This window comes from Shewanella olleyana, from assembly GCF_023283825.1.
GTDB lineage: Bacteria > Pseudomonadota > Gammaproteobacteria > Enterobacterales > Shewanellaceae > Shewanella > Shewanella olleyana.
Genome location: NZ_JAKILD010000025.1, coordinates 1 through 26092, shown reverse-complemented (window position 1 = coordinate 26092; position 26092 = coordinate 1). Strand labels below are relative to the sequence as shown.

General features: G+C 39.1%; 20 protein-coding genes. 8 read left to right on the top strand and 12 right to left on the bottom strand.

The window, feature by feature from the left end; translation table 11 throughout:
• Positions 1 to 69 precede the first annotated feature (69 nt).
• The 6 genes from lapB to aroA all read right to left on the bottom strand — a co-directional run bounded on the left by lapB (position 70) and on the right by aroA (position 5957).
• Entirely contained in the window at positions 70 to 1230 is a 1161-nt protein-coding gene (gene lapB / locus L2735_RS16485; protein ID WP_248985742.1) for a lipopolysaccharide assembly protein LapB, read from the bottom strand.
• A gap of 1 nt (position 1231) precedes the next feature.
• Positions 1232 to 1528 carry a LapA family protein gene (locus L2735_RS16480; RefSeq protein WP_248985741.1) on the bottom strand — a complete coding sequence of 99 codons (297 nt, stop codon included), beginning with the start codon at positions 1526 to 1528 and terminating at the stop codon, positions 1232 to 1234.
• Positions 1529 to 1671: 143 nt separating this feature from the next.
• Complete coding sequence (ihfB, locus tag L2735_RS16475; protein ID WP_153914705.1) at positions 1672 to 1959, bottom strand: integration host factor subunit beta; 288 nt, start codon at positions 1957 to 1959, stop codon at positions 1672 to 1674.
• A 78-nt stretch (positions 1960 to 2037) separates the two neighbouring features.
• On the bottom strand, positions 2038 to 3726 hold the full coding sequence (gene rpsA / locus L2735_RS16470) for a 30S ribosomal protein S1 (RefSeq protein ID WP_346348149.1): 1689 nt from the start codon (positions 3724 to 3726) through the stop codon (positions 2038 to 2040).
• 92 nt (positions 3727 to 3818) lie between these two features.
• Complete coding sequence (gene cmk, locus L2735_RS16465; protein ID WP_248985739.1) at positions 3819 to 4496, bottom strand: (d)CMP kinase; 678 nt, start codon at positions 4494 to 4496, stop codon at positions 3819 to 3821.
• A gap of 180 nt (positions 4497 to 4676) precedes the next feature.
• The gene (aroA, locus tag L2735_RS16460) at positions 4677 to 5957 is read right to left on the bottom strand and encodes a 3-phosphoshikimate 1-carboxyvinyltransferase (protein WP_248985738.1); all 1281 of its coding nucleotides are present in this window, start codon (positions 5955 to 5957) and stop codon (positions 4677 to 4679) included.
• Positions 5958 to 6363: 406 nt separating this feature from the next.
• Here aroA and L2735_RS16455 point away from each other — a divergent pair, with 406 nt between their 5' ends.
• The gene (locus L2735_RS16455) at positions 6364 to 7554 is read left to right on the top strand and encodes an amino acid aminotransferase (RefSeq protein ID WP_248985737.1); all 1191 of its coding nucleotides are present in this window, start codon (positions 6364 to 6366) and stop codon (positions 7552 to 7554) included.
• 89 nt (positions 7555 to 7643) lie between these two features.
• Here L2735_RS16455 and serC read toward each other — a convergent pair whose 3' ends face one another.
• Positions 7644 to 8735, bottom strand: a complete 1092-nt coding sequence (serC, locus tag L2735_RS16450) for a 3-phosphoserine/phosphohydroxythreonine transaminase (RefSeq protein ID WP_248985736.1) — start codon at positions 8733 to 8735, stop codon at positions 7644 to 7646.
• A gap of 420 nt (positions 8736 to 9155) precedes the next feature.
• On the opposite strand from serC, the gene L2735_RS16445 reads away from it, so the two are divergent.
• Positions 9156 to 10322: a serine hydrolase domain-containing protein gene (locus tag L2735_RS16445; RefSeq protein ID WP_248985735.1), complete on the top strand. Its 1167-nt coding sequence runs from the start codon at positions 9156 to 9158 to the stop codon at positions 10320 to 10322.
• A 131-nt stretch (positions 10323 to 10453) separates the two neighbouring features.
• Here the strand turns inward: L2735_RS16445 and gyrA are convergent, their stop codons facing one another.
• Positions 10454 to 13141 carry a DNA gyrase subunit A gene (gene gyrA, locus L2735_RS16440; RefSeq protein ID WP_248985734.1) on the bottom strand — a complete coding sequence of 896 codons (2688 nt, stop codon included), beginning with the start codon at positions 13139 to 13141 and terminating at the stop codon, positions 10454 to 10456.
• Positions 13142 to 13496: 355 nt separating this feature from the next.
• Here gyrA and ubiG point away from each other — a divergent pair, with 355 nt between their 5' ends.
• From ubiG to yfaE, 5 genes are all read left to right on the top strand, one after another.
• Positions 13497 to 14225 (top strand): bifunctional 2-polyprenyl-6-hydroxyphenol methylase/3-demethylubiquinol 3-O-methyltransferase UbiG, encoded by a 729-nt coding sequence (ubiG, locus tag L2735_RS16435; RefSeq protein WP_248985733.1) that lies wholly within the window; start codon positions 13497 to 13499, stop codon positions 14223 to 14225.
• A 106-nt stretch (positions 14226 to 14331) separates the two neighbouring features.
• Positions 14332 to 15000, top strand: coding sequence for an HAD family hydrolase (locus L2735_RS16430; protein WP_248985732.1), 669 nt, complete (start codon positions 14332 to 14334; stop codon positions 14998 to 15000).
• A gap of 848 nt (positions 15001 to 15848) precedes the next feature.
• Complete coding sequence (nrdA, locus tag L2735_RS16425) at positions 15849 to 18137, top strand: class 1a ribonucleoside-diphosphate reductase subunit alpha (protein ID WP_248985731.1); 2289 nt, start codon at positions 15849 to 15851, stop codon at positions 18135 to 18137.
• Positions 18138 to 18191: 54 nt separating this feature from the next.
• On the top strand, positions 18192 to 19322 hold the full coding sequence (gene nrdB, locus L2735_RS16420) for a class Ia ribonucleoside-diphosphate reductase subunit beta (RefSeq protein WP_248985730.1): 1131 nt from the start codon (positions 18192 to 18194) through the stop codon (positions 19320 to 19322).
• Positions 19297 to 19650 (top strand): class I ribonucleotide reductase maintenance protein YfaE, encoded by a 354-nt coding sequence (gene yfaE / locus L2735_RS16415; protein ID WP_248985729.1) that lies wholly within the window; start codon positions 19297 to 19299, stop codon positions 19648 to 19650. Before nrdB ends, yfaE begins: the two co-directional genes overlap by 26 nt.
• A 50-nt stretch (positions 19651 to 19700) precedes the next feature.
• Here yfaE and L2735_RS16410 read toward each other — a convergent pair whose 3' ends face one another.
• A complete protein-coding gene (locus L2735_RS16410; RefSeq protein WP_248985728.1) occupies positions 19701 to 20618 on the bottom strand; it encodes a LysR family transcriptional regulator in 918 nt (305 codons plus the stop codon).
• Between the two features lie 134 nt (positions 20619 to 20752).
• Between L2735_RS16410 and L2735_RS16405 the strand changes: the two genes are divergently transcribed.
• A complete protein-coding gene (locus tag L2735_RS16405) occupies positions 20753 to 22168 on the top strand; it encodes an MATE family efflux transporter (protein WP_248985727.1) in 1416 nt (471 codons plus the stop codon).
• Between the two features lie 745 nt (positions 22169 to 22913).
• On the opposite strand, the gene L2735_RS16400 is transcribed toward L2735_RS16405, so the two are convergent.
• The 3 genes from L2735_RS16400 to L2735_RS16390 form a co-directional block, all read right to left on the bottom strand.
• A complete protein-coding gene (locus tag L2735_RS16400; protein ID WP_428848324.1) occupies positions 22914 to 24467 on the bottom strand; it encodes an AbgT family transporter in 1554 nt (517 codons plus the stop codon).
• Positions 24468 to 24748: 281 nt separating this feature from the next.
• Entirely contained in the window at positions 24749 to 25411 is a 663-nt protein-coding gene (locus L2735_RS16395; RefSeq protein WP_248985726.1) for an SDR family oxidoreductase, read from the bottom strand.
• 39 nt (positions 25412 to 25450) lie between these two features.
• A complete protein-coding gene (locus L2735_RS16390; RefSeq protein WP_248985725.1) occupies positions 25451 to 25921 on the bottom strand; it encodes a GNAT family N-acetyltransferase in 471 nt (156 codons plus the stop codon).
• Positions 25922 to 26092: the final 171 nt, after the last annotated feature.

Sequence of the window (26092 nt, the reverse complement as noted above, 5' to 3'; positions counted from 1 at the left end):
GGTGTTGATTAACGCTAAGTTTATAATATTGTAGTTAAACAGTGAAACTAGCAAAACTTTATTTGCGCGCTATTCACCGTCTAATCCTTTCACTCGTTTGATACTGCCCCATTCTTTACATGACGGACAATGCCAATACAAACTGTGAGCAGGAAAACCACAAGAGCAACAACGATAACTTGGTCTAAATTTAATCTGTTGCTCTACTAATTTTTCTAACATTGACAGGCTTTGTTTTGCTTGACCGTCTTCAGCCTGTTTAATATGTAACTGCATTAAATGTTGAAACCCTTTCATCGTTGGATGACGGTACAAATGGTCTAACACCATTTTTTCAGCGTTTTTAGTATTGCCTTGTTCAATTTTGTGTTGAGCGAGTGCGATGATAACGCTAGCACCAGCACCAGATTCTAAAGCCTGTTGTAATAATGACTGATAGTTCTCGAGGTCATTACTATCACGGTAAACTTGGCGGGCAATACCGATTGCATCAGAAAATAGCTCTATATCGGCAAGTTTCAGCTCAAAAATAGCCTTTTTGCATAAACTGATTTGATTGGTATCAAGGTAAATTTTGGCAAGAGTCAACCAGGCTCGACCACATTTGTCATCGAGTTTAATGCCTTGTTGTAATAATTTGATTTTGTCAGCAGTTTCAGTCGCTTCATCTGCCAATTGGCAATAAAAATGAGCAGTAATAGATTTTAAGGCTTGTTGGCGTTTACGACTTAAGCCCTTAGTGATATTAATGGCGTTTTGCCATTCTTTAGTGACTTGATAGATAGAAATTAATTGAGTTTCAGCTTCTTCACTATGATCATCTTGACTGACAAGATTCAAAAATATTTCTTCAGCTCTGTCATAAAATCCTGCAGCTAAATAATCTTTACCTAACTCCATCATCGCTATATCACGTTGCTCAGTGGTAAGGCTTGGTCTAGCGATGAGGTTTTGGTGAATTCGGATTGAACGGTCTACTTCACCACGCTTTCTGAATAAAGACCCTAACGATAAATGGGTATCAATGGTTTCGTCGTCAACATCAAGCATGGTAATAAACAAATCAACCGCTTTATCTGATTCATTTGAAAGCAAAAAATTAAGCCCGGTAAAGTAGTCTCTACTGAGTTTTTTACTTTGCTGTTTTTGATTCTGTCGTATACTTCTTCGGCCCATATACCAACCGTATCCGGCAGCAATGGGTAACAACAGAAAGAGGATCTCTAGCATCTTAAGCGGCGGTATCCTTTGCTGTAGCAGCTACTGGCTCTGCTACCTTGTCTGTTAACTGTGCAATGGTTTTATTTCTTTTTCTAAGTACCATTTTAAGTTTAACGATGTAATAAGCTGCAAATAACCAACTAATAATAAAGCCAGCAAGAAAAACAACTGCAAGTACTACAGGCAGGCGGTACTGGCCTTCTGCAACAAAATAACTGACCGTAACGATTTGTTCGTTCTTTGCGCCAAAAAGTAATGCAAGAACAAAGAATAACCCGACAATGACAATGGCAATAAATGATTTCACGTGCAGCTCCATTCTATCTGTGAAAAATAAGATCGAAATTTACCAATATAATGATTATCCAAGAATTTTAGCCAACTAACCAGCTTTGCTGAGCAATAGATACAAAAAAGCCTCCAAAAGGAGGCTTTTTAATCAAGCGTTAATCAATGATTAACCGCATCGACACGTTCACGCAGTTCTTTGCCAGGCTTAAAGTGCGGTACGTATTTGCCTTCCAAATCAACTGAGGTTCCAGTTTTTGGGTTACGGCCTACACGTGGTGCACGGAAATGAAGTGAAAAACTACCAAAGCCACGGATTTCTATACGATCACCGCCTTCTAATGTTGTTGCCATTTGCTCTAACATTTCTTTAATAGCACTTTCCACTTCTTTCGCCGACAGCTGCGACTGCCTAGTGGCGAGTTTTTCGATCAGTTCGGATTTCGTCATCCTATACCCTCTATTATCAAGCCAAACACAGTCGCCTAATGGGAAACAATGTGCGTTTCCCACACAACAGGCGATTTATTACTTACGAGCTGCTTTGAACGCTTCAGCCATTGCATTACTAATAACAGCATCATCTTGCTTGTTAATAGTTGCCATTGCTTCTTTCTCATCTGCTTCATCTTTCGCTTTGATAGATAAGCTGATAGAACGGTTCTTGCGATCTACGCCCATGAACTTAGATTCAACTTTGTCACCTACAGTGAATACTGTAGATGCGTCTTCGATACGCTCGCGAGAGATATCTGCAACGCGAAGGTAACCTTCAACAGTTTCAGCTAGTTCAATTGTAACGCCTTTAGCGTCAACAGCAGTAACTACACCATTTACAATAGTACCTTTCTTCTTGTCTGCCAAGTAAGCATTGAAAGGATCGTCTTCAGTTTGCTTAACGCCTAAGCTGATACGCTCGCGCTCAGGGTCAACAGAAAGAACTACTGCGTGGATTTCGTCACCTTTCTTGTACTCAGATACAGCGTCTTCGCCAGTACCGTTCCAAGAAATGTCAGATAAGTGAACAAGACCGTCGATGCCGCCGTCAAGACCAATGAAGATACCGAAGTCAGTGATAGACTTGATCTTACCAGAAACTTTATCGCCCTTGTTGAAACGAGTAGCGAAATCATCCCATGGGTTAGTCTTACATTGCTTAAGACCTAGAGAGATACGACGACGTTCTTCATCGATGTCTAGAACTAGAACTTCAACTTCATCACCTAAGTTAACAACTTTAGATGGGTGGATGTTCTTGTTAGTCCAATCCATTTCAGAAACGTGAACAAGACCTTCAACGCCTTCTTCGATTTCAACGAAACAACCGTAGTCAGTTAAGTTTGTTACGCGACCAGTAAGACGAGTGCTTTCTGGGTAGCGCTTGCTGATTTCTAACCATGGATCTTCGCCAAGTTGCTTAAGACCTAGTGATACGCGAGTACGCTCACGGTCATACTTAAGAACTTTAACGTTGATTTCGTCACCAACATTAACGATTTCAGATGGGTGCTTAACGCGCTTCCAAGCCATATCAGTGATATGTAGAAGACCGTCAACGCCACCTAAGTCTACGAATGCACCGTAGTCAGTAAGGTTCTTAACGATACCTTTAACTGCTTGACCTTCTTGAAGGTTCTCAAGAAGAGCATCACGCTCTGCACTGCTTTCTGATTCGATAACAGCACGACGTGAAACAACAACGTTGTTACGCTTCTGGTCAAGTTTGATAACTTTGAATTCTAATTCTTTGTACTCTAGGTGAGCAGTATCGCGAACTGGGCGAACGTCTACTAGAGAACCTGGTAAGAAGGCACGGATACCGTTTAATTCAACAGTGAAACCACCTTTAACTTTACCATTGATGATACCGATTACAGTTTCAGCATCTTCGTAAGCTTTTTCTAGAACAATCCAAGCTTCGTGACGTTTCGCTTTTTCACGAGATAATTGAGTTTCACCGAAACCGTCTTCAACAGAGTCAAGAGCAACATCAACTTCGTCGCCAACAGCGATTTCTAAAACACCTTGAGCGTTTTTGAATTCGTCAGCAGAAATTGGGCTTTCAGACTTAAGACCAGCGTCAACTAGTACAGTACCGTTTTCGATGCGTACAACTACGCCACGTACGATAGAACCAGGACGGAACTCAAGTTCATTTAGGGATTGTTCAAATAGATCAGCAAAAGATTCAGTCATTTTATGATTACTTTCTTTTATAAACCACCATCCATCCTAGATGTGGAGTCAATTAATTTATTTACATCATCCGTGATATAAATGTTGTTTCATAATCTCTCAGAATTAAGAAATTACGTTAAGTTTTTATTGATGTGTTCAAGCACAAGCTCAAGCACTTCATTAATACCTATGCCACTAGTATCAATAACTAGCGCATCATCTGCAGGCACTAAAGGAGAGACTGAACGATTAATATCGCGGTCATCTCGTTCAATGATTTCAGATAAAAGGCGATCGATATTAACATCGAAGCCCTTGTCCTGCAACTGTTTATAGCGTCTCTGCGCCCTTTCCTCGGCCGATGCGGTCAAGAAAATTTTGGCTGGTGCTTGAGGAAAAACGACGGTTCCCATATCGCGTCCATCAGCAACTAAACCTGGTGCGCTACTAAAAGCACGTTGGCGACGTAGTAAAGCTTCACGTACGCGTGGGAAAGCCGCAATTTTCGATGCTGCGTTGCCACACTCTTGAGTACGGATGCTTAATGACACATCTTCGCCTTCAAGGATCACTTTAACTAAGTCTGTACCTGTTAAAAACTGCACATCTAAATGGGCTGCAAGTAAGGTAATAGCTTCTTCATTCTCTAATTCAACATTATGATGAATTGCAGCTAGGGCTAATACACGATAGATAGCGCCGCTATCTAATAAGTGCCATTCTAGTTTTTCAGCAACTAGCTGGCATATGGTCCCTTTCCCTGCACCGCTTGGTCCGTCGATTGTGACTACTGGAGCACGTTCAGACATAAATTCCTCCGAAAAAAACAATCTTCCATGAAAGTAAAAAAGGTTCATCAAAATGAGCGGGCGGCATTGTATAACAATTTCGATAAAAAAACTGGAGTATTTTGTCAGTTCACTAATCAGATCAAAACAACGGCAGTATATTGACTGCCGTCATTTATCTTAAGTGTTTTGCCAAGTTGATTACTGAGCTAGGCGTGCAAACTCATTAAAATAGGTAGGAAATGTTTTTGACGTACAATCTGGATCATTAATGGTGATCCCACAGTCAGCAAAGGCCATCATAGAAAAACACATTGCCATGCGGTGGTCATTATAGGTATCAATGGCTGCAGTATTTAACACCCGTGGTGGCGTAACAGAAATAAAATCATGGCCTTCTTCAACAGTGGCGCCAACTTTTCTTAGTTCAGTGGCCATCGCTGAAAGGCGATCGGTTTCTTTAATACGCCAATTGTAAATATTTGTAATACGAGTAGTACCTTCTGCAAATAAAGCCGCTGTTGCAATGGTCATTGCCGCATCAGGAATATGATTCATATCCAAATCAACAGCGGTTAATTTTGCTTGTCTAGCTATAATGTAATCATCACCCCACTCGATGTCTGCGCCCATTTTTTCAAGTACATCAGCAAATTTAACATCACCTTGAATGCTGAGTTTACCAACGCCAGTGACCTTAACTTCGCCACCTTGTATCGCGCCAGCTGCAAGAAAGTATGAAGCAGAAGATGCATCTCCTTCTACAAGTACCTTTCCTGGTGAAACATATTGCTGACCCGTTTGTATTTCAAATCGTCGGTAATCATGATTAATAACTTCAACACCAAACTGTGCCATTAACGCAATGGTGATATCGATGTAAGGCTTAGAAACAAGTTCACCTTTAATATTAATATGCACGGTATCTTTGGTGAGTGGCGAAACCATCAATAATGCCGTTAAAAATTGGCTTGATAAATCGCCCGCTATCTCAACTTCACCGCCATTTAATCCATCGGCATTAATCGTTAGTGGTGGAAAACCATCATTTTTGAGATAGGTGACACTAGCGCCCAACTGGCGTAAAGAATCGACAAGATCGCCAATCGGTCTTTCTTCCATACGAGGTTCACCTGTTAAGGTAAATTCACCAGAACCTAACGTCAGTGCAGCACAGAGTGGACGCATTGCAGTACCCGCGTTACCTAAAAATAGCGTTTGCGCTTGGTCTGCACTTAATGGTTTACCTAAACCTTCAAGTTCACATACCGTATTATTTTCTGATAACTGATAGTTAACCCCTAATTGCTTAAGAGACTCCAACATATATCGGATGTCATCTGAATCCAGCAAATTGGTTAAGGTCGTTTTCCCTTTGGCCAGGGTCGCAAGTAATAAAGCTCTATTAGAAATGCTTTTTGAGCCAGGAATATTAACGACACCGTTGACTTTTTTGACTGGTTCTAGACGCAATTGTTTCATTATGAATTCTTCTTTCATGAGTTCTAGCTAAACGCGAGAATGACTGTAGGCAAAGATAAAGACTAAGTTGTCAATTTATCTATACGATTCTGACTTTATTAAACTGATTAATTATTCTTGCCTACAAATTTACTGATTGCAGCCCATGATTCAAGGGAAAACTGAAATTTATTTACTGAATTTAAGCCAACATGAATAAAACGAATGAAAAACAGCCAATAAATCAAAAACAAGACGATTAACGCTTTCATTTATCGCCTAAACTGTAAACTTAGTACTTCAAATATCTTTCTTTTTGAGTTTGGATAAAAAAAGGCATTTCAATCATCAATTAATCTACGTTACCCTAAAGTTAATCCTACTAACGCTGATTTCATTAGCTGACTACATTATAAGGTCAATGGCCATGTTCAATAATTTAACTGCAATGCCTGCAGATCCCATTTTAGGTTTACTCACTCAATACCGACAGGACAATCACCCACAAAAAATAGATTTAGGTGTGGGTGTGTATAAAGACCCTGTAGGCCACACTCCTATTTTAGATTGTGTAAAAAAAGCTGAGCAATTAAGAACAGATACTGAAACCACCAAGGTTTATATCGGTCCTACTGGTTCTGAACAATTTAATCGTTTAATGTCAGAACTAGCCTTTGGTCAATCACATGCGGCATTGCTTGCCAACCGAATTCGCACAGTATCAACTCCAGGTGGTACAGGTGCGTTACGTGTTGCTGCTGAATTTATTAAGAGCTGTAACCCGAATACCGTAATTTGGGTAAGCGATCCGACTTGGGCTAATCACACAGGTTTATTCGAAGCTGCGGGTTTAACGGTAAAAACTTACCCGTATTACGATTATGACTCAAAAACACTTAAATTTGATGAAATGAAAGCGGCATTAAATAGCATCAGTAGTGATGATGTCGTGCTACTGCATGCTTGCTGCCATAATCCAAGCGGTATGGATTTATCGGTAGAGCAATGGGATGAAGTGATTGGCATCACAGCTAAACAAGGTTTTACTCCACTTATCGATATGGCATATCAAGGTTTTGGTGATGGTGTCGATGAGGATGCCTATGGTGTTCGTCAAATGGCTGCTGCTGTAGAAGAAATGATTCTATGTAGTTCTTGCTCGAAAAACTTCGGTTTATACCGTGAACGTATCGGAGCTTGTACCTTAGTCGCTAAAGACAGCAATACTGCGAATGTCGCTTTCTCAGTGTTACTTTATGTTGTGCGCTGCATTTACTCTATGCCGCCAGCACATGGCGCAGCGTTAGTTGAAACAATTCTCGGCACACCAGAGCTAAAACAGCAATGGCTAGATGAATTAACGGTAATGCGAAATCGCATTAATGGCAATCGTCAAATGTTAGTTAATAAATTGATTGAAAACGGTGTCCAACAAGATTTCAGCTTTATTGCTAATCAGAAAGGCATGTTCTCCTTCCTAGGTATTAATGCACAACAAGTTGAAGAGCTTAAACAACAGCATAGTATTTATATGGTCGGTTCTAGCCGGATGAGTATTGCAGGTATAAGCGAAGCAAATGTAGATTATCTAGCAAAATCTATCAGCTCAATTCTGTAATTAAACCAAAAAGCGAATGACCTAAATGTCATTCGCTTTTTCTCTTATCTTCTAAGTCTCTCTATTTACATAGGCTAACTATACTTTGACTAGCTATGCTTTTTGGCAAATGCTTCCATAAAGCTGACTAAAGCTTGTACGCCTGATAGCGGCATTGCGTTGTAAATACTGGCGCGCATACCGCCGACAATACGATGACCTTTTAGAGCAACCAGCCCTGCTTGCTCGGCTTGTTTTAAAAACTCACCATCGAGACTGTTATCTGTTAATTGAAACGTGACGTTCATTCGCGATCGATTCTTAACCGCTACCCCGTTTTTATAAAATGGGTTGTTATCAATACACTGGTATAGCAAGTCAGCTTTTTGCTTATTAATCGCTTCAATTTCATTTACCCCACCTTGCGCTGTTAACCAATCAAATACTTCTGCGGCTAGGTACCAAGCAAAGGTCGGTGGTGTGTTGAACATAGAATCATTTGCTTGAGCAACGCTATAATCCATTATTGAAGACTGAGGAAGTTTAGGAAGTTTTAACATGTCATCGCGAACAATCACAATTGATAAACCTGAAGGGCCGATATTCTTTTGCGCACCCGCGTAAATTAAACCATATTGACTCACATCAATTTTGCGGGACATGATAGTTGATGATAAATCCACAACAACAGGCCAAGGGCTATCTAAGTTCTCAAATATCTCAATACCATCTACGGTTTCATTGGCACAAAAATGAACATAACGATAATCTTTTTCGATAGCATTCAAATTAGGGAGTACCACTTCGTTTAAGCCCTGTTTGTTTTCAACAATGCTTAATTGATCAATATTGTCTTCGCCGACTAATTTAACCGCTTCTTTAACAGCAGCAGATGACCATTGCCCATTGACTAAATAAAGTGCTTTACCATCCTCTCCTAAAAAATTATTGACGACATTAGTGAATTGACCACGACCACCGCCATGCATAAATAGCACGTGGTAATTTTCAGGTATTTCCATCAATGAACGTAACGTCTTTTCAGCATGTTCAGTTAAGGCAATAAACTCTTTACTGCGATGACTAATTTCCATGACGGAGACACCCAAACCATTCCAGTCAATTAATTCTTGCTGCGCTTTTTGCATTACAGCTTGTGGTAACATGGCAGGTCCAGCACAAAAATTATAAATAGCGCTCACAGCATTGTCCTTTATCGTTTTTAGTTAAAACATTAAATTAATAGCATTTTGATAGGCAGTATATCTCAACTGTTTATAGGCTAAAATGAAAAATAATCATAAAGCCTAAAAGTTGAGAGTTTCTTAATATAAATTAGAGATAAAATATTATTTTAACGCCCTTTTTTGATAGAATTGACTGCTTTAACCTTAGTAAGACCATCAACAAATTGACATACTGTCGAATGAATAAACAGTATGAGTTCATTTAAACAATCATTAGTCGCTTTTTTAACTATTATTCATCATTAACGACTAGTAATCACAGCTGATTTGCTCAACAATACCTGTATACAAATTAGTAACAAATATCATTTTAATGACTATATTGACATCAAAACAATAAAAATTAGATCGTATTAACGGTCACTGGAACTGTAAATGTTTTTAAAACCTATTTTGCTTTTAGGCACTTTATCTATTGGAGCGCTGAGTCCAACCTCCTCTTTAGCGGCATCGCAATCTGAATACAATAAAATTTCCGAAAACTTCAAACACAATTTTCATAAGCAGCTGAGAAAAAGCAAAGTACCAGGTGGTGCTTTTGTCATTGTCGAAGGTAGTGAAATATTAACACTGAGCACCTACGGAAAACGTGCCAAAGGTGGCAATTTGAATGTCAACGCTGATACAGTATTTCGTTTAGCTTCGGTGTCAAAAACTTTTGCTGGTACATTGGCCAGTATACTGGTTACTGAAAATAAACTACATTGGCAACAACCTATCATTAAGTATCTTCCTGAATTCACCCTTGCTGATAAACAACAAGCAAAGGAGATAAATTTAGGACATATCATTGGTCAAAGTACCGGCCTAATGCCAAATAGCTACGATAATTTGATCAATGCCGATGTAGGCATGGAAAAGATCATTAATAAGTTTTCTGAATTAACCCCAATGTGTAAACCTGGAGTTTGCTATAGCTATCAGAATGTGGCGTTTTCATTTATTCAAGATGCCATAGAGCAGCAATCTGGTGAGAGTTACGAGAGTTTAATCCAACAAAAAATATTCTCGCCACTTAAGATGACAACTGCATCAATTGGCTATGAAGCATTTGATAAGCAAAGTAATCGCGCCGAACCTCACGTAAAAACTCAGTCAGGCTTTAGAAAAGTAAAAGTGAAACCTAACTATTATAAATTAGCACCTGCAGCAGGCGTAAACGCCAGTATTACTGATATGTCCAAATGGCTTATCGCTAATTTAGGCGAAAACCCAGGGGTGTTATCAAATAGAGTCATTAAAGACGTGACAACTGCTGGTGTTAGAACAACCAAAGAGCTTCGTCGACGTGATTGGAGAACATATCTTGATGATGCTCATTATGGTAAAGGCTGGCGCGTTTATGAATTTGAAGGTCGTCCGTTAATTTATCATGCTGGTTGGGTTGCTGGATATGTCGCAGAAGTGTCTTATTCACCAGAATTAAATATCGGTATGGCAATGTTACTTAATGGTGAGTCGCGTGTGATCGCTAAGCTAAGTTCAACCTTTTGGCGTGATGCTTTTAAGCATGCAGATACTTTAGCTAAAAATAATGGCTAGTTTGTAAGAAGGCTTATTGGTTGGTTGGTTATAGTGATAGCCACAGAGCAAACTGATTAGCCTGATATTTATTCAGACATTAAAAAAGGATGCCATTGGCATCCTTTTTTGTATCCACTTAACGCTTAGTATTAAGCATCAGCTTCAGGAGTATCTGTTGCATCATCAGCAGGATTTTCTACTGCTGGTGTTTCAGGCTGTTCGCCCTCCTCACCTTCAACAAAATCTTCTGTGACTTCAATTTCATCCAGTCTTTGTAAACCGACTACTTTTTCATCTTCAGCAGTTCGAATGATTGTGACACCTTGAGTGTTACGACCAATCAGTGATACACCACTTGAAGGAGTACGAACTAACGTACCCTTGTTACTAATCAACATAATTTCTTCAGACTCAGTAACTTGTACAGCGCCAACAACAGCGCCATTACGTTCACTCACCTTGATAGAAACCACACCTTTAGTACCACGGCTCTTAGCTGGGTATTCAGAAAGGTCAGTACGCTTACCATAACCATTTTCAGTCACAGTCAAGATAGAACCTTCTTCTTTAGGAATGATCATTGAAACAACTTTTTGACCATCTTCAAGTTTGATACCGCGAACACCTGTGGCTGTACGGCCCATTGGACGGATAGCAATTAAGTCTTCACCTGTTTCAGGATCTTTCTTCACTTCACCTGTTTCAGAATCACGTACTTTCTCGTTGAAACGAACTACTTTACCTTCATTCGAGAACAACATGATGTCATCACTACCATTAGTAATATCAACACCAATTAATTGATCATCGTCTTTCAGGTTAACTGCAATAATACCGTTTGCACGAGGATTACTGTAAGCCGTTAATGCGGTTTTCTTAACTGTACCGTGCGCTGTTGCCATAACAATAAACTTATCATCAGCATATTCACGTACTGGTAAAATAGCAGTAATACGCTCACCATCAGATAATGGTAGTAAGTTGATGATTGGACGACCACGTGCTGTGCGGCTTGCCAATGGTAATTGGTAAACTTTAAGCCAGTACATTTTACCGAAGTCAGAGAAACAAAGGATGGTGTCATGAGTATTAGCAACGAGTAGTTTCTCAACGAAATCTTCGTCTTTAACTTTAGTTGCTGCTTTACCTTTACCACCACGACGTTGTGCTTGGTAGTCAGTCAGTGGCTGATACTTGGCATAACCCATATGTGATAATGTCACTACGACATCTTCTTCGTTAATTAAGTCTTCAAGACTCATATCAACTTCGTTTTGATTAATTACAGTACGTCGAGCATCACCGTATTGTTCTAATACTTCTTCTAGCTCTTCTTTGATGACTTCCATCAAACGTTCAGGGCTGCGAAGGATGAACAATAGACCAGCTATGAACTCTAATAATTCTTCATATTCAGCAAGGATTTTTTCATGTTCAAGACCAGTTAAACGATGTAATCGTAATTCAAGGATCGCTTGTGCCTGTTGTTCAGTTAAAAAGTATTCGCCATCTCGAATACCATACTCAGGCTCTAACCATTCTGGACGCGCTGCATCATCACCTGCTTTTTCAAGCATGCCTTGCACATTACCTAACTGCCAGCCTTGAGCAACTAATTTAACTTTAGCTTCAGCTGGTGTTGGAGATGCTTTGATCAACGCGATAATTGGGTCAATGTTAGCAAGTGCAATCGCTAATGCTTCAAGGATATGTGCACGTTCGCGGGCTTTACGTAATTCGAATACTGTTCTGCGTGTTACAACTTCACGGCGGTGAAGAATAAAGCACTCAAGCATTTCTTTAAGGTTAAACAGTTTTGGTTGACCATTAGTCAACGCAACCATGTTGATACCGAAAGAGCACTGCATTTGAGTTTGAGCATATAGGTTATTAAGTACAACCTCGCCCACTTCACCTCGTTTGATTTCAATAACAATGCGCATGCCGTCTTTATCAGACTCATCACGTAAACCACTGATACCTTCTATCTTCTTATCTTTAACAAGCTCAGCGATTTTTTCAATCAAACGCGCTTTGTTCACTTGATAAGGAATTTCAGTGACGATAATACGTTCGCGACCGTTTTCTTCTTCAATGGCAGCTTTTGAGCGCATAACAGCGCGGCCACGGCCAGTCTTATATGCGTCAATGATACCTTTACGGCCATTGATTGACGCTGCTGTAGGGAAGTCAGGTCCAGGAATATATTCCATTAGTTGTTCAATTGAGAGGCTAGGCTCCTCAATTAATGCTAAACAACCTTGAACAACTTCATTGATATTGTGCGGCGGGATATTCGTCGCCATACCAACAGCAATACCTGAAGAACCATTAATTAATAATGTTGGAATGCGTGTAGGAAGAACCGCTGGTATATGTTCAGTACCATCATAGTTAGGTACATAATCCACGGTTTCTTTTTCTAAATCGGCTAGCAATGAATGCGCTAACTTCTCCATACGGATTTCGGTATAACGCATTGCCGCTGCTGAATCACCATCGACAGAACCGAAGTTACCTTGGCCATCGACAAGTGTGTAACGCATTGAGAATGGTTGTGCCATACGTACGATTGTATCGTAAACAGCAGAGTCACCATGAGGGTGATACTTACCAATTACGTCACCAACAACACGAGCTGATTTTTTATAAGGCTTATTAAAGTCGTTCTTTAATTCGTTCATTGCAAAAAGCACACGACGGTGAACAGGTTTTAATCCGTCACGAACGTCGGGTAATGCACGACCTACGATTACACTCATAGCATAATCTAAATAAGAATTTTTTAGTTCGTCTTCGATGTTAATTGGCGAAATTGATGATGCCAGATCAGTCATAAACTGCTCGTTCCCCTAAAATTAGCGCACAATAATTATTCCATTTTATTGTGTAGCTCAAAAACGTGATTTGGCATTCTAACACAGATATATAAAGTGACTAGACCCTAGGGCAACGAAAAGTTAAAGCAAGTGAAAAACTGAATAAAAACAGCAAGAATTAGTCAATATTGTTTAGGTTTAACTACTATTAGAATGCGCAAAAGCCGCTAACAAAACCTCAATGGCTTTTTTATCAGCAATTAGTGCCGAATATATAACCAACTAGAAATGAATCTTGTTTCATCTCACTATGTTTATTAAAGGTATGGTTATAATGCATGCAATAATCATAAATAAATCATGGGTCCTTGCTATGTCGAACCAAGAACACACCACTCAACAAAACGTTGATCATCAAGAAATCGAAAAATTTGCCAACATGGCTGCGTCTTGGTGGGATCCAAATGGTGACTTTAAGCCACTACATCAATTAAACCCATTACGATTAAACTATATTGATCAAACTAGCGGTGGCTTATTTGAAAAACAAGTTATCGATATTGGTTGTGGAGGCGGTATTTTGTCAGAAAGCATGGCAAAAATTGGTGCAAAAGTTACTGGGTTAGACATGGGTGAAGCCCAAATTGAAGTAGCTAAGCTGCATGCCTTAGAAACTGGCGTTTCTATCAATTACGATACCATGACTGCAGAAGAGCATGCGCAATCGCATATGGGACATTATGATGTTGTCACTTGCATGGAAATGCTAGAACACGTACCCGACCCTTTATCAGTCATTCAAGCATGCTGTGACATGGTGAAACCTGGTGGCCATGTTTTTTTCTCGACCATTAATCGCAGTATGATGTCTTACATCCAAGCAATTGTGGGTGCAGAGTATGTTTTAAAAATGCTCCCCGTTGGAACGCACGATCATAGTAAATTCATTAAACCTTCTGAACTTATCACATTAGTTGATAACACAGATTTAATTTGCCGCGATGCCTTAGGAATTACTTACAACCCAATTTCAGGTGTATATAAATACACGAATAAAGTGGATGTAAACTATATGATTGCGACACAAAAAATAGAGGACTAACTGGCCCTTCAGTTATTGAAGAATCAATTTCTCACCACCATTTTTTGCCACATTTTAATGCTGTAACTTAAGGTGTGGCACATTTAATTTCTCATTAAGGCTTAAAATGAATTTAATTAAAGCTGTGTTATTTGATTTAGACGGCACATTAGCGGATACCGCACCTGATTTAATTCATGCATTAAACCTTAGCTTAGATGAACGAGGAATTGCAGCTCAGAGCGTTGATAAACTACGTTACTCTGCTTCTCACGGTAGCTTGGCATTAGTAAAAGCAGGTGTACCTCACCTTAGTGAAGCAGAACAAATTAACATCCAACAATCACTACTTGGGCATTATAAGAAGGTGAATGGTGAAAAAGCTCAGTTATTTGCAGGGTTTAAAGAATTTTTAGATTTGCTGGAAACAAATGATTTACCGTTTGGTATTGTCACTAATAAACAAGCAAAGTTTACCCGCCCTCTCATTAATGCACTCGGTCTGACCCATAGAGCTAAATCTGTTGTGAGTGGAGATTCTACCCTTCATCCCAAACCTCATACAGCGCCTATGCTATTAGCGGCGCAGCAAATAAACTGTAAACCAGCAAACATTTTGTATTTAGGTGATGCTGAAAGAGACCTAGTCGCAGCTGCGAATGCTGGCATGATTGGCGGCACTGCCTTATGGGGGTATTTGGCTGAATCTGATTGTCCAGATCAATGGCCAAGTCAGATTGAATTCAATAACGTGAATGATTTGCATCAATTCTTTGTTACGTCAGTTTTGGCTTAAATTAAACTCATTTTCTGAATGCATATGCCTCATTGCAGCTTGCTGACGATGAGGCTGTATACCCAAACAACCTGAAGATGCTCGATTTCAGCAAGAATTTACACGCGTATAGGCAAGGCATTGATTGCGGGTAATGGTTATTCCCTTTTCAAAATCAATAACGCAGCATAAACGCGTGCAAAACTTGCCCTCAGGGAGTTTCACCGTGTTCCCACTACGTTGTTGCGCTAATTTATAAGGTACCTACATTACCGCATTAACGTGCCTAGTATTGAAAACACGGTGAAGCTCTGAAACACTTATCTTCAGGTTTTTTGGGTATATACACATATACAGCATTAGCTTTTAGTGAACTAACAATACAAAATTGGCTTAGCAAATCTGACCAACAAAAATCAAACTATTTTTATAACAAAACAATTGATCGCTGATTATTGTAGCGATCAAACTTACCGCCTCTATTGTAGATAAAATCACCACCCTCACAAATTTAAAGCGCAATTTGCGTTAGCAGGTTAGCTTTTACTAACTTGTATCAATATACATGAGATATCCACAAGTTATTCATAAAAATCTTGCTTGCAAATAGTGACTAACCTCACTATCTTGTATGTATCAGATTTAAAAACACCATATCTTGTGTGTGACATCACTACGAGACACTAGCATAAAAAGCTCAGTATCTTGCTGTAACACTAGTATTTTTGTAAATATTATGTTGTGAACGCTTTTGGATGATCAACTTACAAGGGAACGTAATGTGATTTATTGGCGATCGTAAGTAACTAGTTGTAGAAAGATCCAAAGATAAATTACACCAATAAATATAGAACCAAGGCCTCTTTTTAATGAACAGCAATATGACAGTCACTAAACGCAGTGGCGAACGCGAAACAATCGATTTAGACAAAATTCATCGCGTTATCGAATGGGCAGCTAAAGGACTGAATAATGTCTCAGTCTCAGAAGTAGAATTACGTTCTCACCTACAGTTCTTTGAAGGTATTCCTACAGAAGCTATTCATGAAACTATCATTAAAGCAGCAGCAGATCTTATCTCTCCAGAATCTCCTGATTATCAGTTTCTTGCTGCTCGCTTAGCTGTTTTTCATCTACGTAAAAAAGCATTCGGCCAATTCGAGCCACCTAAGTTAGTTGAGCAAGTTAATCGCTTAGTAGAACTCGGAAAATACGATAAGCATATTATCGAAGATTACACTGCTGAAGAACTGGATATCCTTGACGGATACATGGACCATTGGCGTGATATGGACTTCTCTTACGCTGCTGTTAAGCAATTAGAAGGTAAGTATCTCGTTCAAAACCGTGTCACTAACGAAATCTACGAAAGTGCACAGTTCTTATATATTTTAGTCGCAGCATGTTTATTCGCTAAATACCCGAAAGAAACTCGCCTTGACTACATTAAGCGTTTTTACGATGCCGTATCGACGTTTAAAATATCGCTACCTACACCTATCATGGCAGGTGTTCGTACTCCAACACGTCAATTCAGCTCATGTGTATTAATTGAATGTGACGATAGCTTAGATTCTATTAATGCTACAGCGTCATCAATCGTTAAATACGTTAGCCAACGTGCTGGCATCGGTATTAACGCTGGCCGTATTCGTGCATTAGGTAGCCCAATTAGAGGTGGTGAAGCATTCCATACAGGTTGCTTACCGTTTTATAAGTATTTCCAAACAGCGGTTAAGTCTTGTTCTCAAGGCGGCGTTCGCGGCGGTGCAGCGACCCTGTTCTACCCTATTTGGCATTTAGAAGTTGAATCACTGCTTGTACTTAAAAATAACCGTGGTGTTGATGATAACCGTGTCCGCCACCTTGATTACGGCGTGCAATTAAACAAGCTGATGTATCAACGTTTAATTAAATCTCAAAATATCAGCTTATTTAGTCCATCTGACGTACCTGGTTTATACGATGCATTCTTTGCAGACCAAGCTGAGTTTGAACGTCTGTATTTACAATACGAAGCAGATACGAGCATTCGCCGTAAAGAGATTAAAGCAGTTGAATTATTTTCACTGATGATGCAAGAGCGTGCTTCAACTGGTCGTATTTATATTCAAAACGTGGACCACTGTAATACCCACAGTCCATTCGACCCTAAAGTTGCACCAATCAAGCAATCTAACCTTTGTTTAGAAATTGCATTGCCAACTAAGCCAATGAAAAACATTGAAGATCCAAATGGCGAAATCGCCCTTTGTACTCTTTCTGCGCTTAACCTAGGTGCAATCAATGACTTATCAGAGTTAGAACCATTAGCTGATTTAGCAGTTCGTGCTTTAGATAACTTACTTGATTACCAAGACTACCCAATTATCTCGGCTCAACTTGGTTCGATGAATCGTCGTACTCTTGGTATAGGTGTTATTAACTTTGCAAATTACTTAGCTAAAAATGGAATGAAATATTCTGATGGCTCTGGTAATAATTTAACCCATAAGACCTTTGAAGCAATCCAGTTCTACTTATTAAAAGCGTCAATGAACTTAGCTAAAGAGCAAGGTGCATGTCCGCTATTTAACGAAACAACTTACGCTGAAGGTATCTTACCTATAGATACTTACAAGCGTGACCTTGATAAAATCTGTAATGAACCGCTTCACATGGATTGGGAAGGTTTACGTAGCGATATTCAACAACATGGTTTACGTAACTCTACATTGTCTGCATTAATGCCTTCTGAAACATCGTCGCAAATTTCAAACGCGACAAACGGTATTGAGCCACCACGTGGATTAATTAGTGTTAAAGCAAGTAAAGACGGTCAGTTAAAGCAAGTAGTTCCTGATTTTGATGAGCTTAAGCATCAATATGAATTGCTTTGGAATATGCCAAACAACAACGGTTACTTAGAATTAGTCGGGATTATGCAGAAGTTTATTGACCAAGCAATTTCCGCTAACACTAACTACGACCCTACTCGCTTTGACGGTCAAAAAGTGCCAATGCAAACCTTGCTTAAAGATTTGCTAACAGCCTACAAGTTAGGGGTTAAAACCCTTTACTATCACAACACTCGTGATGGTGCATCAGACAACTTAGATGACATTACTGTTGTCGAAAAAGAAGATGATGATTGTGCCGGCGGCGCTTGTAAGATTTAATCAATAATTAGCATACAATAGCGGGGAGTTTCCCCGCTTTTTTGGGATATATAAATGGCTTACTCTACTTTTTGTCAAACACCTAACAATCCAATGAATGAACCAATGTTCATGGGTCAATCAGTTAATGTTGCGCGTTACGATCAACAAAAATATGAAGTTTTTGAAAAGTTAATTGAAAAGCAGTTATCTTTTTTCTGGCGCCCTGAAGAAGTAGATGTAAGCAAAGATAAAATTGATTACCAAGGCTTACCTGAGCATGAGAAACATATTTTCATCTCAAACCTTAAGTACCAAACCTTACTTGATTCTATTCAAGGCCGCTCTCCTAACGTTGCCCTGCTGCCGTTAGTGTCGTTGCCTGAGTTAGAAACTTGGATTGAAACCTGGTCTTTCTCAGAAACAATTCACTCACGCTCGTACACCCATATTATTCGTAATATCGTTAACGATCCTTCTGTTGTTTTTGATGATATCGTTGTGAATGAAGAGATCCTTAAACGTGCGGGTGATATTGCACAATATTATGATGATCTTATTGAATTGACTCAGGTATTCAATTTACATGGTGAAGGTACTCATACCATAAATGGTAAAGAGATTGCCGTTAGCTCGCGCATTCTTAAAAAGTCACTCTATCTTTGTATGATGTCGGTTAATGCACTAGAAGCAATTCGTTTCTATGTCAGCTTTGCTTGTTCATTTGCTTTCGCTGAGCGTAAGTTAATGGAAGGTAATGCTAAGATTATTCGCTTAATTGCTCGTGATGAAGCATTGCACTTAAATAGCACTCAGCACATTGTCAACATCATGCAAGGTGGTAAAGACGATCCAGAAATGGGCGAAATCGCTAAAGAGTGTCACGATCTAGCTTTCGATATTTTCTATAAAGCGGCTGAGCAAGAAAAAGAATGGGCTCAATACCTATTCAAAGACGGCTCAATGATTGGTCTTAACGAACAAATTTTATGTCAGTACGTTGAGTACATAACCAACCAACGTATGAAAGCTGTAAATTTACCTCAACCTTATCCAGAGCAAACTAACCCTTTACCATGGATGAAAAACTGGTTAGAAAGTGATGCGGTTCAAGTCGCGCCACAAGAAGTAGAAGTGTCTTCTTACTTAGTGGGTCAAATCGACTCAGCAGTAGACAGCGATGAGTTTTCTGACTTTGACCTATAAGCCAAACTTCAAAAAAGCGCCCATTGTCAGTTTAAATGGTGAACCTGTGTTGCTGTTCAATCAACAGCAACACACTCTGCTTGAAGTGTTAGAAATAAAGAAAGTGAATATTTTCTCAGAATGCAGAAATGGTTTTTGTGGTGCTTGTAAAACCAAAATGAATAAAGGTAGTGTTCGTTATCTTACCAAGCCACTGGTTGAGCTTGAAAACGATGAATGTTTACCTTGTTGCTGCGTACCAGATTCTAACCTAGATTTAGATCTTACCACTGATGAACCCAGTAACTTGTACGTGCAGCACAACAAGTCTGTGGCTTTCCTTGATTAAAACTTTGATAGCGAATTAAACTTATTCAATCGTCATTAATTCGCAACCTCTTAAGTCGTTTTAGCATATAGATTGGATTTTCGTTTCGCTTTTTTAGCTTCAATAAACATCTTTTCGACCTCAGCAAACATCCAGTTCATAATATTACCAGCACCTTTATCTCGGCGTTTGACTAACCCCATTTCAATCAATAATGAATCTGGAATATGATAAGTACTCAATTCTTTAATCTCGCCTGAATACCACTGAGAATCTGCAATATGTTCAGGCACCAAAGCCCAGCCTAATCCTCGAGTAACCAAAGAAGTAATGTAATAATAGCTATCAACATGCCAACAATTAGCTGAAATGGGTTTACTTTGCGTTTGTAAATCGCAAATAACCAGCTGCCGATGTTCGTTTAATTGAGAAATATTAGGTACAGCGATTGACGCTAGCGGGTGATCTACAGAAACAATCAGTGATTGATGAAAGCTATCAATGGTGAAAAACTCTAATCTATCGAAAAGTTGTTCCCCATGAAATAACACACCTAAATCCGCTTTATCACTATCAACCCATTGTGCAATATCATCTCGGGAGCCATTTAATATCGTGAGTTTTAATAACGGAAATTTAGCCGCTGTTTTATCGAAGAAAGTTTCAAAAATTGAAATAGGTACAGCTTCATCAATCGCAATGGTTAACGCTAACTCATCTTTTGTTTGCACCGACATTGCGCGGGAATTTAGCCGTTCGCATTGAGCTATAACAGCTTGAGCTTCAATGAACATTTGTTCGCCCTGCTCAGTAAGTACAGGCAATCGAGCATTTCGATCAAATAGCTTAAACCCTAAATCGATTTCAAGGTTAGCAATCGCAGTACTAACCCGAGATTGCGCTTTACCTAAAGTTCTGGCCGCAGCAGAAAATGAGCCGGTATTCACTGCTGCAACAAAAGCGTGTAATTGTTCAATGGACCAGTTCATCTGACACCAAGTATTTTCAAGATTATAAAATTGATTATATCTATCCGATAAAGAGATGGATACCAACTTTTACCTATCTACTTTAACTTTATAATGTGCTTTCTTTGAAATTCATTAAGTTTTGAGCTTACAAAATGTCATTACACAATAAAAAACCTACAGATCAACTCACCGTTAGCCAACACTTCTGGAAGTATGCGATTCCATCTATCGCTGCAATGCTTGTCAGCGGTCTTTATCAAATTATTGATGGTATTTTTGTGGGGCATTACATTGGATTTGAGGGGTTAGCTGGAATTAATATGGCTTGGCCAGTTATCTGCTGTATTGCAGGTGTTGGTATGATGATCGGTATGGGAGCAGGAAGCTTACTTTCCATTAGTCGTGGGGAAGACAAGCCGAAAGACGGCTTAAGAGTCCTCAATAATGCCATGGCACTCATTATCATCTTGAGTGTATTGGCTGCAGTTTTCATCAATTTTTGGGGTGAAACCTTGTTATTGCTGCAATCAGCTAACGGCGATAACTTTGCAATGGCAATGAACTACATTGAAGTTTTTGCATATGGTGCTTTTTTTACTGCCACAGCAACAGCGCTTCCCCTACTCGTTCGTAATGATGAGAACCCAGGGCTTGCAACCAAGCTATTAATTATTGGTGCGTCATTAAACATTTTATTAGATTACTTACTTATTGCAGTTTACCCATTGGGTTTAAAAGGGGCTGCCATTGCAACTCTGTTATCTCAGGCAACAGTTGTTGTACTTGGCTTTAGTTATTTCTTTTCTTCAAAAGCTAATACGCGGGCCAAACTTGAGTTCAACCTTATAAGCTTAAGCCAGATGAAACATATTATTGTCTTGGGCAGTTCAAGCTTGTTCATGTTTTTATACTTCAGCTTTATTATTGCTCTGCATAACTATTTGTTTATGAAGTTTGGATCTGCAGTACATGTGGCCGCTTTTGCCATTGTGGGTTATGTAGCTACCACCTTCTTTTTACTTGCTGAAGGTATAGCTGGCGGTATGCAACCACCAGTAAGCTATTACTATGGCGCTAAACAAGTTGCCAATATCAAAGCCACTGTAAAGTTAGCTGTTAAGGTCATCGTTATATTAGCGTTATCAACACTCGCCTTTATTAATATCTTTCCGGAATTTGTCATCGGCTTCTTCAGTAGTCAGGATAAAGTCTTGATGGCAGAAACATTAATCGGCATGAGATTGCATTTATTTGCACTAGTGCTTGATGGGCTAATTTTCATTGCCACCATGTATTTTATGGCGGTGAATCGAGGGGGACGCTCGTTAACTATTTCACTTGGTAACATGCTAATCCAAATTCCATTTCTATTAACACTTCCTTCTATCTTAGGGGTTAATGGAATTTGGCTTTCTGTTCCTTTGTCCAATGTGGCTTTATGTATTTTATTATCACCATTGATATTCAATGAAATAAAACGAATCAAAAACCTTGATTCAAATAACGCGTTTGAAAACCACAATAATAAACTAGCAACGGAAGACAATATCAGTCTTCGTGAAAGTTAATATTTTAAATCTGCTAATGTGGTTCATGCATTCACATTAAGGTTTTCGAAACCTTATTGTGGATGTCATTCACTTCCATTAACGCAGCGCTACCAAGGCAATCGTTCCATCTCTACACTCTGGATAAATAGCGGAGTCTGTTTCAGAAAACGCTTTTACTTTGGTAATTGTTTCAACATTAAAAAATAGCTCCATTTTTACTCTCTTTGCCAATAAATGGGCCTGATACTATAAGCTTACCTGCTGCAAGTTGACCAATGCTCTCTATATTAGCACGTTGTAACTTTGCAGCCTCCTCTTCACTTCTATCTCGATTAGGCCCACTTTTAAAAAAGCCATGACATATCACTTCATGTCATATTCATCAGCATTCAGTGATTCAGCTAATTGTTGATCATACTGAGGATTGGTATTTGCAAAACAGATAGGAGTTACGCTTAAACTTGTTAAACAAATCACGGACAATATACGTTTTAAATGAAACCTTAATGGACTGTATCTTGATATTGAGTGAACAATAAAATCAAAAACTGTCATTGAGACCGAGTAAAAACTTAAAGAGTTCATAATTTGAGATCCATGAGTCAACATTGAATAAGCATAGATTAAAAATTAATGGTTTACGCCATGACTAGACTTCAAGTTGTTAAGTATATTGACTGAAAAAAAAGCAACGAACAGTCGTTGCTTTTTAATCACTTACTTAATTAAATGAAATATTTATTATTAAGGTTTTTTAAGCTCGCTAACCATAGGTGTAACTTGCACCTAATCCAAGAGGAAATCCAATAGACCAATATATTAGTAGCCAAATAGTCCAAATCGACAGTAAAGCCAAGCTAAATGGCAACATCATTGAAATGAGAGTACCAATACCAATACCCTTAACATAACGTTGGCAGTAAACAACGACTAAAGGGAAGAAAGGCATCAAAGGAGTAATAATATTCGAGCTTGAATCACCAATACGATAAGCCGCTTGAGATAAATCTGGGCTGATATTTAATTGCATCAACATAGGAACAAGCACTGGCCCGATTAACGCCCATTTAGCAGATGAAGAACCGACAAATAAGTTAACAAAACCCACTAAAATAATCATGCCAACCACAGTTACTTCAGCTGGTAAGTTCAGTGCTTTAAGCCCGCCTGCACCTTCAACTGCAATGAGTGCTCCAAGATTTGATGCCGAAAAAGCAGCAACAAACTGAGCACAGAAAAACGCCATGACAATATAGTGGGACATGCCACTCATTGACTTAGACATAGCTTGAACCACATCTGATGACGTTTTAAAACTGCCGGTCATGTAACCATATACAAGACCAGGTAACATAAAGAAAATGAAGATTAACGGCACAATAGATTGCATTAACGGTGCACTAAAACTCGTTAAAGAACCATCAGCATCGCGTAATGTTGACGTTTCAGGAATAGTCAGTGAAAAGAAGCCAACAATCGCAGCTAGCATTACGGCAGAAGCAACTCTGAATGCTTTGATTTCTTTAGCATTAGCTTCATCCATCGCAGGTAAGTCAACCTCATCACGTTTAACTTTATGAGATTTATTAAGTCTAGGTTCAAGAATTTTATCCGTTAAATACCAAATAAGTAAGGTGATTGGGATACAAGAAGACGCGGCAAAAAACCAATTATTCAATGGGTTAACTTGAATACTTGGGTCAACAATTTGCGCTGCTGATTGAGTAAAACTTTGCAGGAGCGGATCGATACCAGAAGGAATAAAGTTGGCACAAAAACCACCCGATACACCAGCAAATGCTGCCGCAATACCTGCTAACGGATGCCTACCGACAGTAAAGAAAATAACACCAGCAAGAGGAATAACAACCACATAACCCGCATCTGTAGCGGTATGGGAGATAATCCCGACAAGAACAACTGCTGGAGTTAAAAACTTAGCAGGAGTCACTTTCAACATCTGCTTCAATGCAGTGTTAATAAACCCTGATTGCTCAGCAATACCGACACCAAGCATCGCAACCAAAACTACACCTAAGGGGGCAAAAGCGGTGAAGGTGGACACCATTGAGGTTAAAAAGTGGGTTAAAGCCTCTGCGCTTAATAAATTGTTTACTTCAATTGGGCTATTAGTTCGAGGGTCAATCGCTTCAAAGCTTACACCTGAAAGTAGTGCTGAAATTCCCCATACTGCGAACATTAAAATTAAAAACAACATTGCAGGATCAGGTAATTTGTTACCCACCCTTTCAATAGTATCTAGCGCCCTTCCTAGTAATCCGGGCGCTTTCTCCACAGAGTCACTTTTCATCGTCATCACTTCCTACCTTGTCAGTATTCGGCTAGTTGCTATGCAAATTGAATAATTATCATTGCAAAGTTAACCGCCATAAACCTGCTTAATATATTTTTAGCCCTTAAGAATAATCAAACAATCTGTAACCAAACTTAAATTCGGATTTAATTTGCTCGTTAAATAATCAGTTAATAATGAAACTTGCATTGTCATTCTATTACGGGATCTGTAACACACCATAAATAATAGGTATTAAAAAGGGAGCGTCAGACTCCCTTGTAAATAAACCTTAAAGATGACAGCTACCAAGGCAATACCTGACCGTTAGAATGCTTAAATACACCAGTACTATCCATGTCTAGATCATTGATTAAACTCACTAGTCTACTGGCAGATTCAATTGCTGATATATCGCCGCCATGGTTCACCATATCTGTTTGAACATACCCTGGATGATAAATCCCAACGGCAATATTCTTATGAGCTAAATCATGACTGAGTGACATAGATGCAGCATTGAGAGCCGCTTTTGACATGCGATAACCGTAACGACCGCCAGAAGTATTATCTTCAATCGACCCCATACGTGAGGTGATCATAGCCACTTTCCCTCCTGCATTTAGCTGGTTTTGAAGTGCTGCCACAACGCGCAGTGGAGCAACTGCATTAACTTCAAACTGTTGTCTAATGGTATCTAAATTAAGCTGAGCTAATTGCTCATCACGCAAGATACCTGCATTACAAATTAATAAATCAATTGCCACACCCGCTAATGAAGTGTGCATGTTATGAATGCCCTCATCGGTAGCGACATCAATCTGAGTAATGACATTAATGTCTAATGCTTCTAGTTCATCAGAAGTATGACGACATAAACCAAACACCTTGCAACCTTGTTGCTTAAATAACGTAGCGAGCGCTAAACCAATACCGCGATTGGACCCTGTAATGACAACGTTAGACATTTTATATCCTTAAAAAATAACGATTTGACACAAAAAGTATCAATAAAATTTGCACATACCAAGCCCTAATGCAATACCATCCCTTGCCTTATAACCATAGCGTTGATAAAAATCTTCTTTTCCGATCACCGACAACAATCCAGCGGTTGCGCCTTTACAAGTTGTACTGTCTAAAAACGATTCAACACCTTGCATAATTAAACCACCGAGACCTTTTCCTTGAAACGGCTTAATCACCACTACATCCTGTACATAATAGAACAATGCTCCGTCACCTATTACTCGGCCGTAAGCTATAAGCTCTTCATTGCGGTAAACCCCAATATGAAATAATGAGTGTCTTAGGCTTAATGCTGCAAGTTGAATATCAACCTCATTCCAACCTGCATCTTTTCTAAGTGCATTGAATTCATGTGCACTCGGTCGATTAAAACTTAACGCTAAATCTAGTTCGGTAAAATTAATTTTGACTGAATCATCAAATAATTTCCGAATCGCTTGTTGATCCATATTTTATTCCGACATGAGATTGATAACCTAACAAAACAAAAAACCTAGCAGAATGCTAGGTTTCAGATTAATGACAAACCCCCACTTTTTTTAAAGTGGGGGTTTTATTTTATTGGTTTATACGCATTTCACGACGTTTATTTAAAAACACATCTTGAGCAATATTGTTGG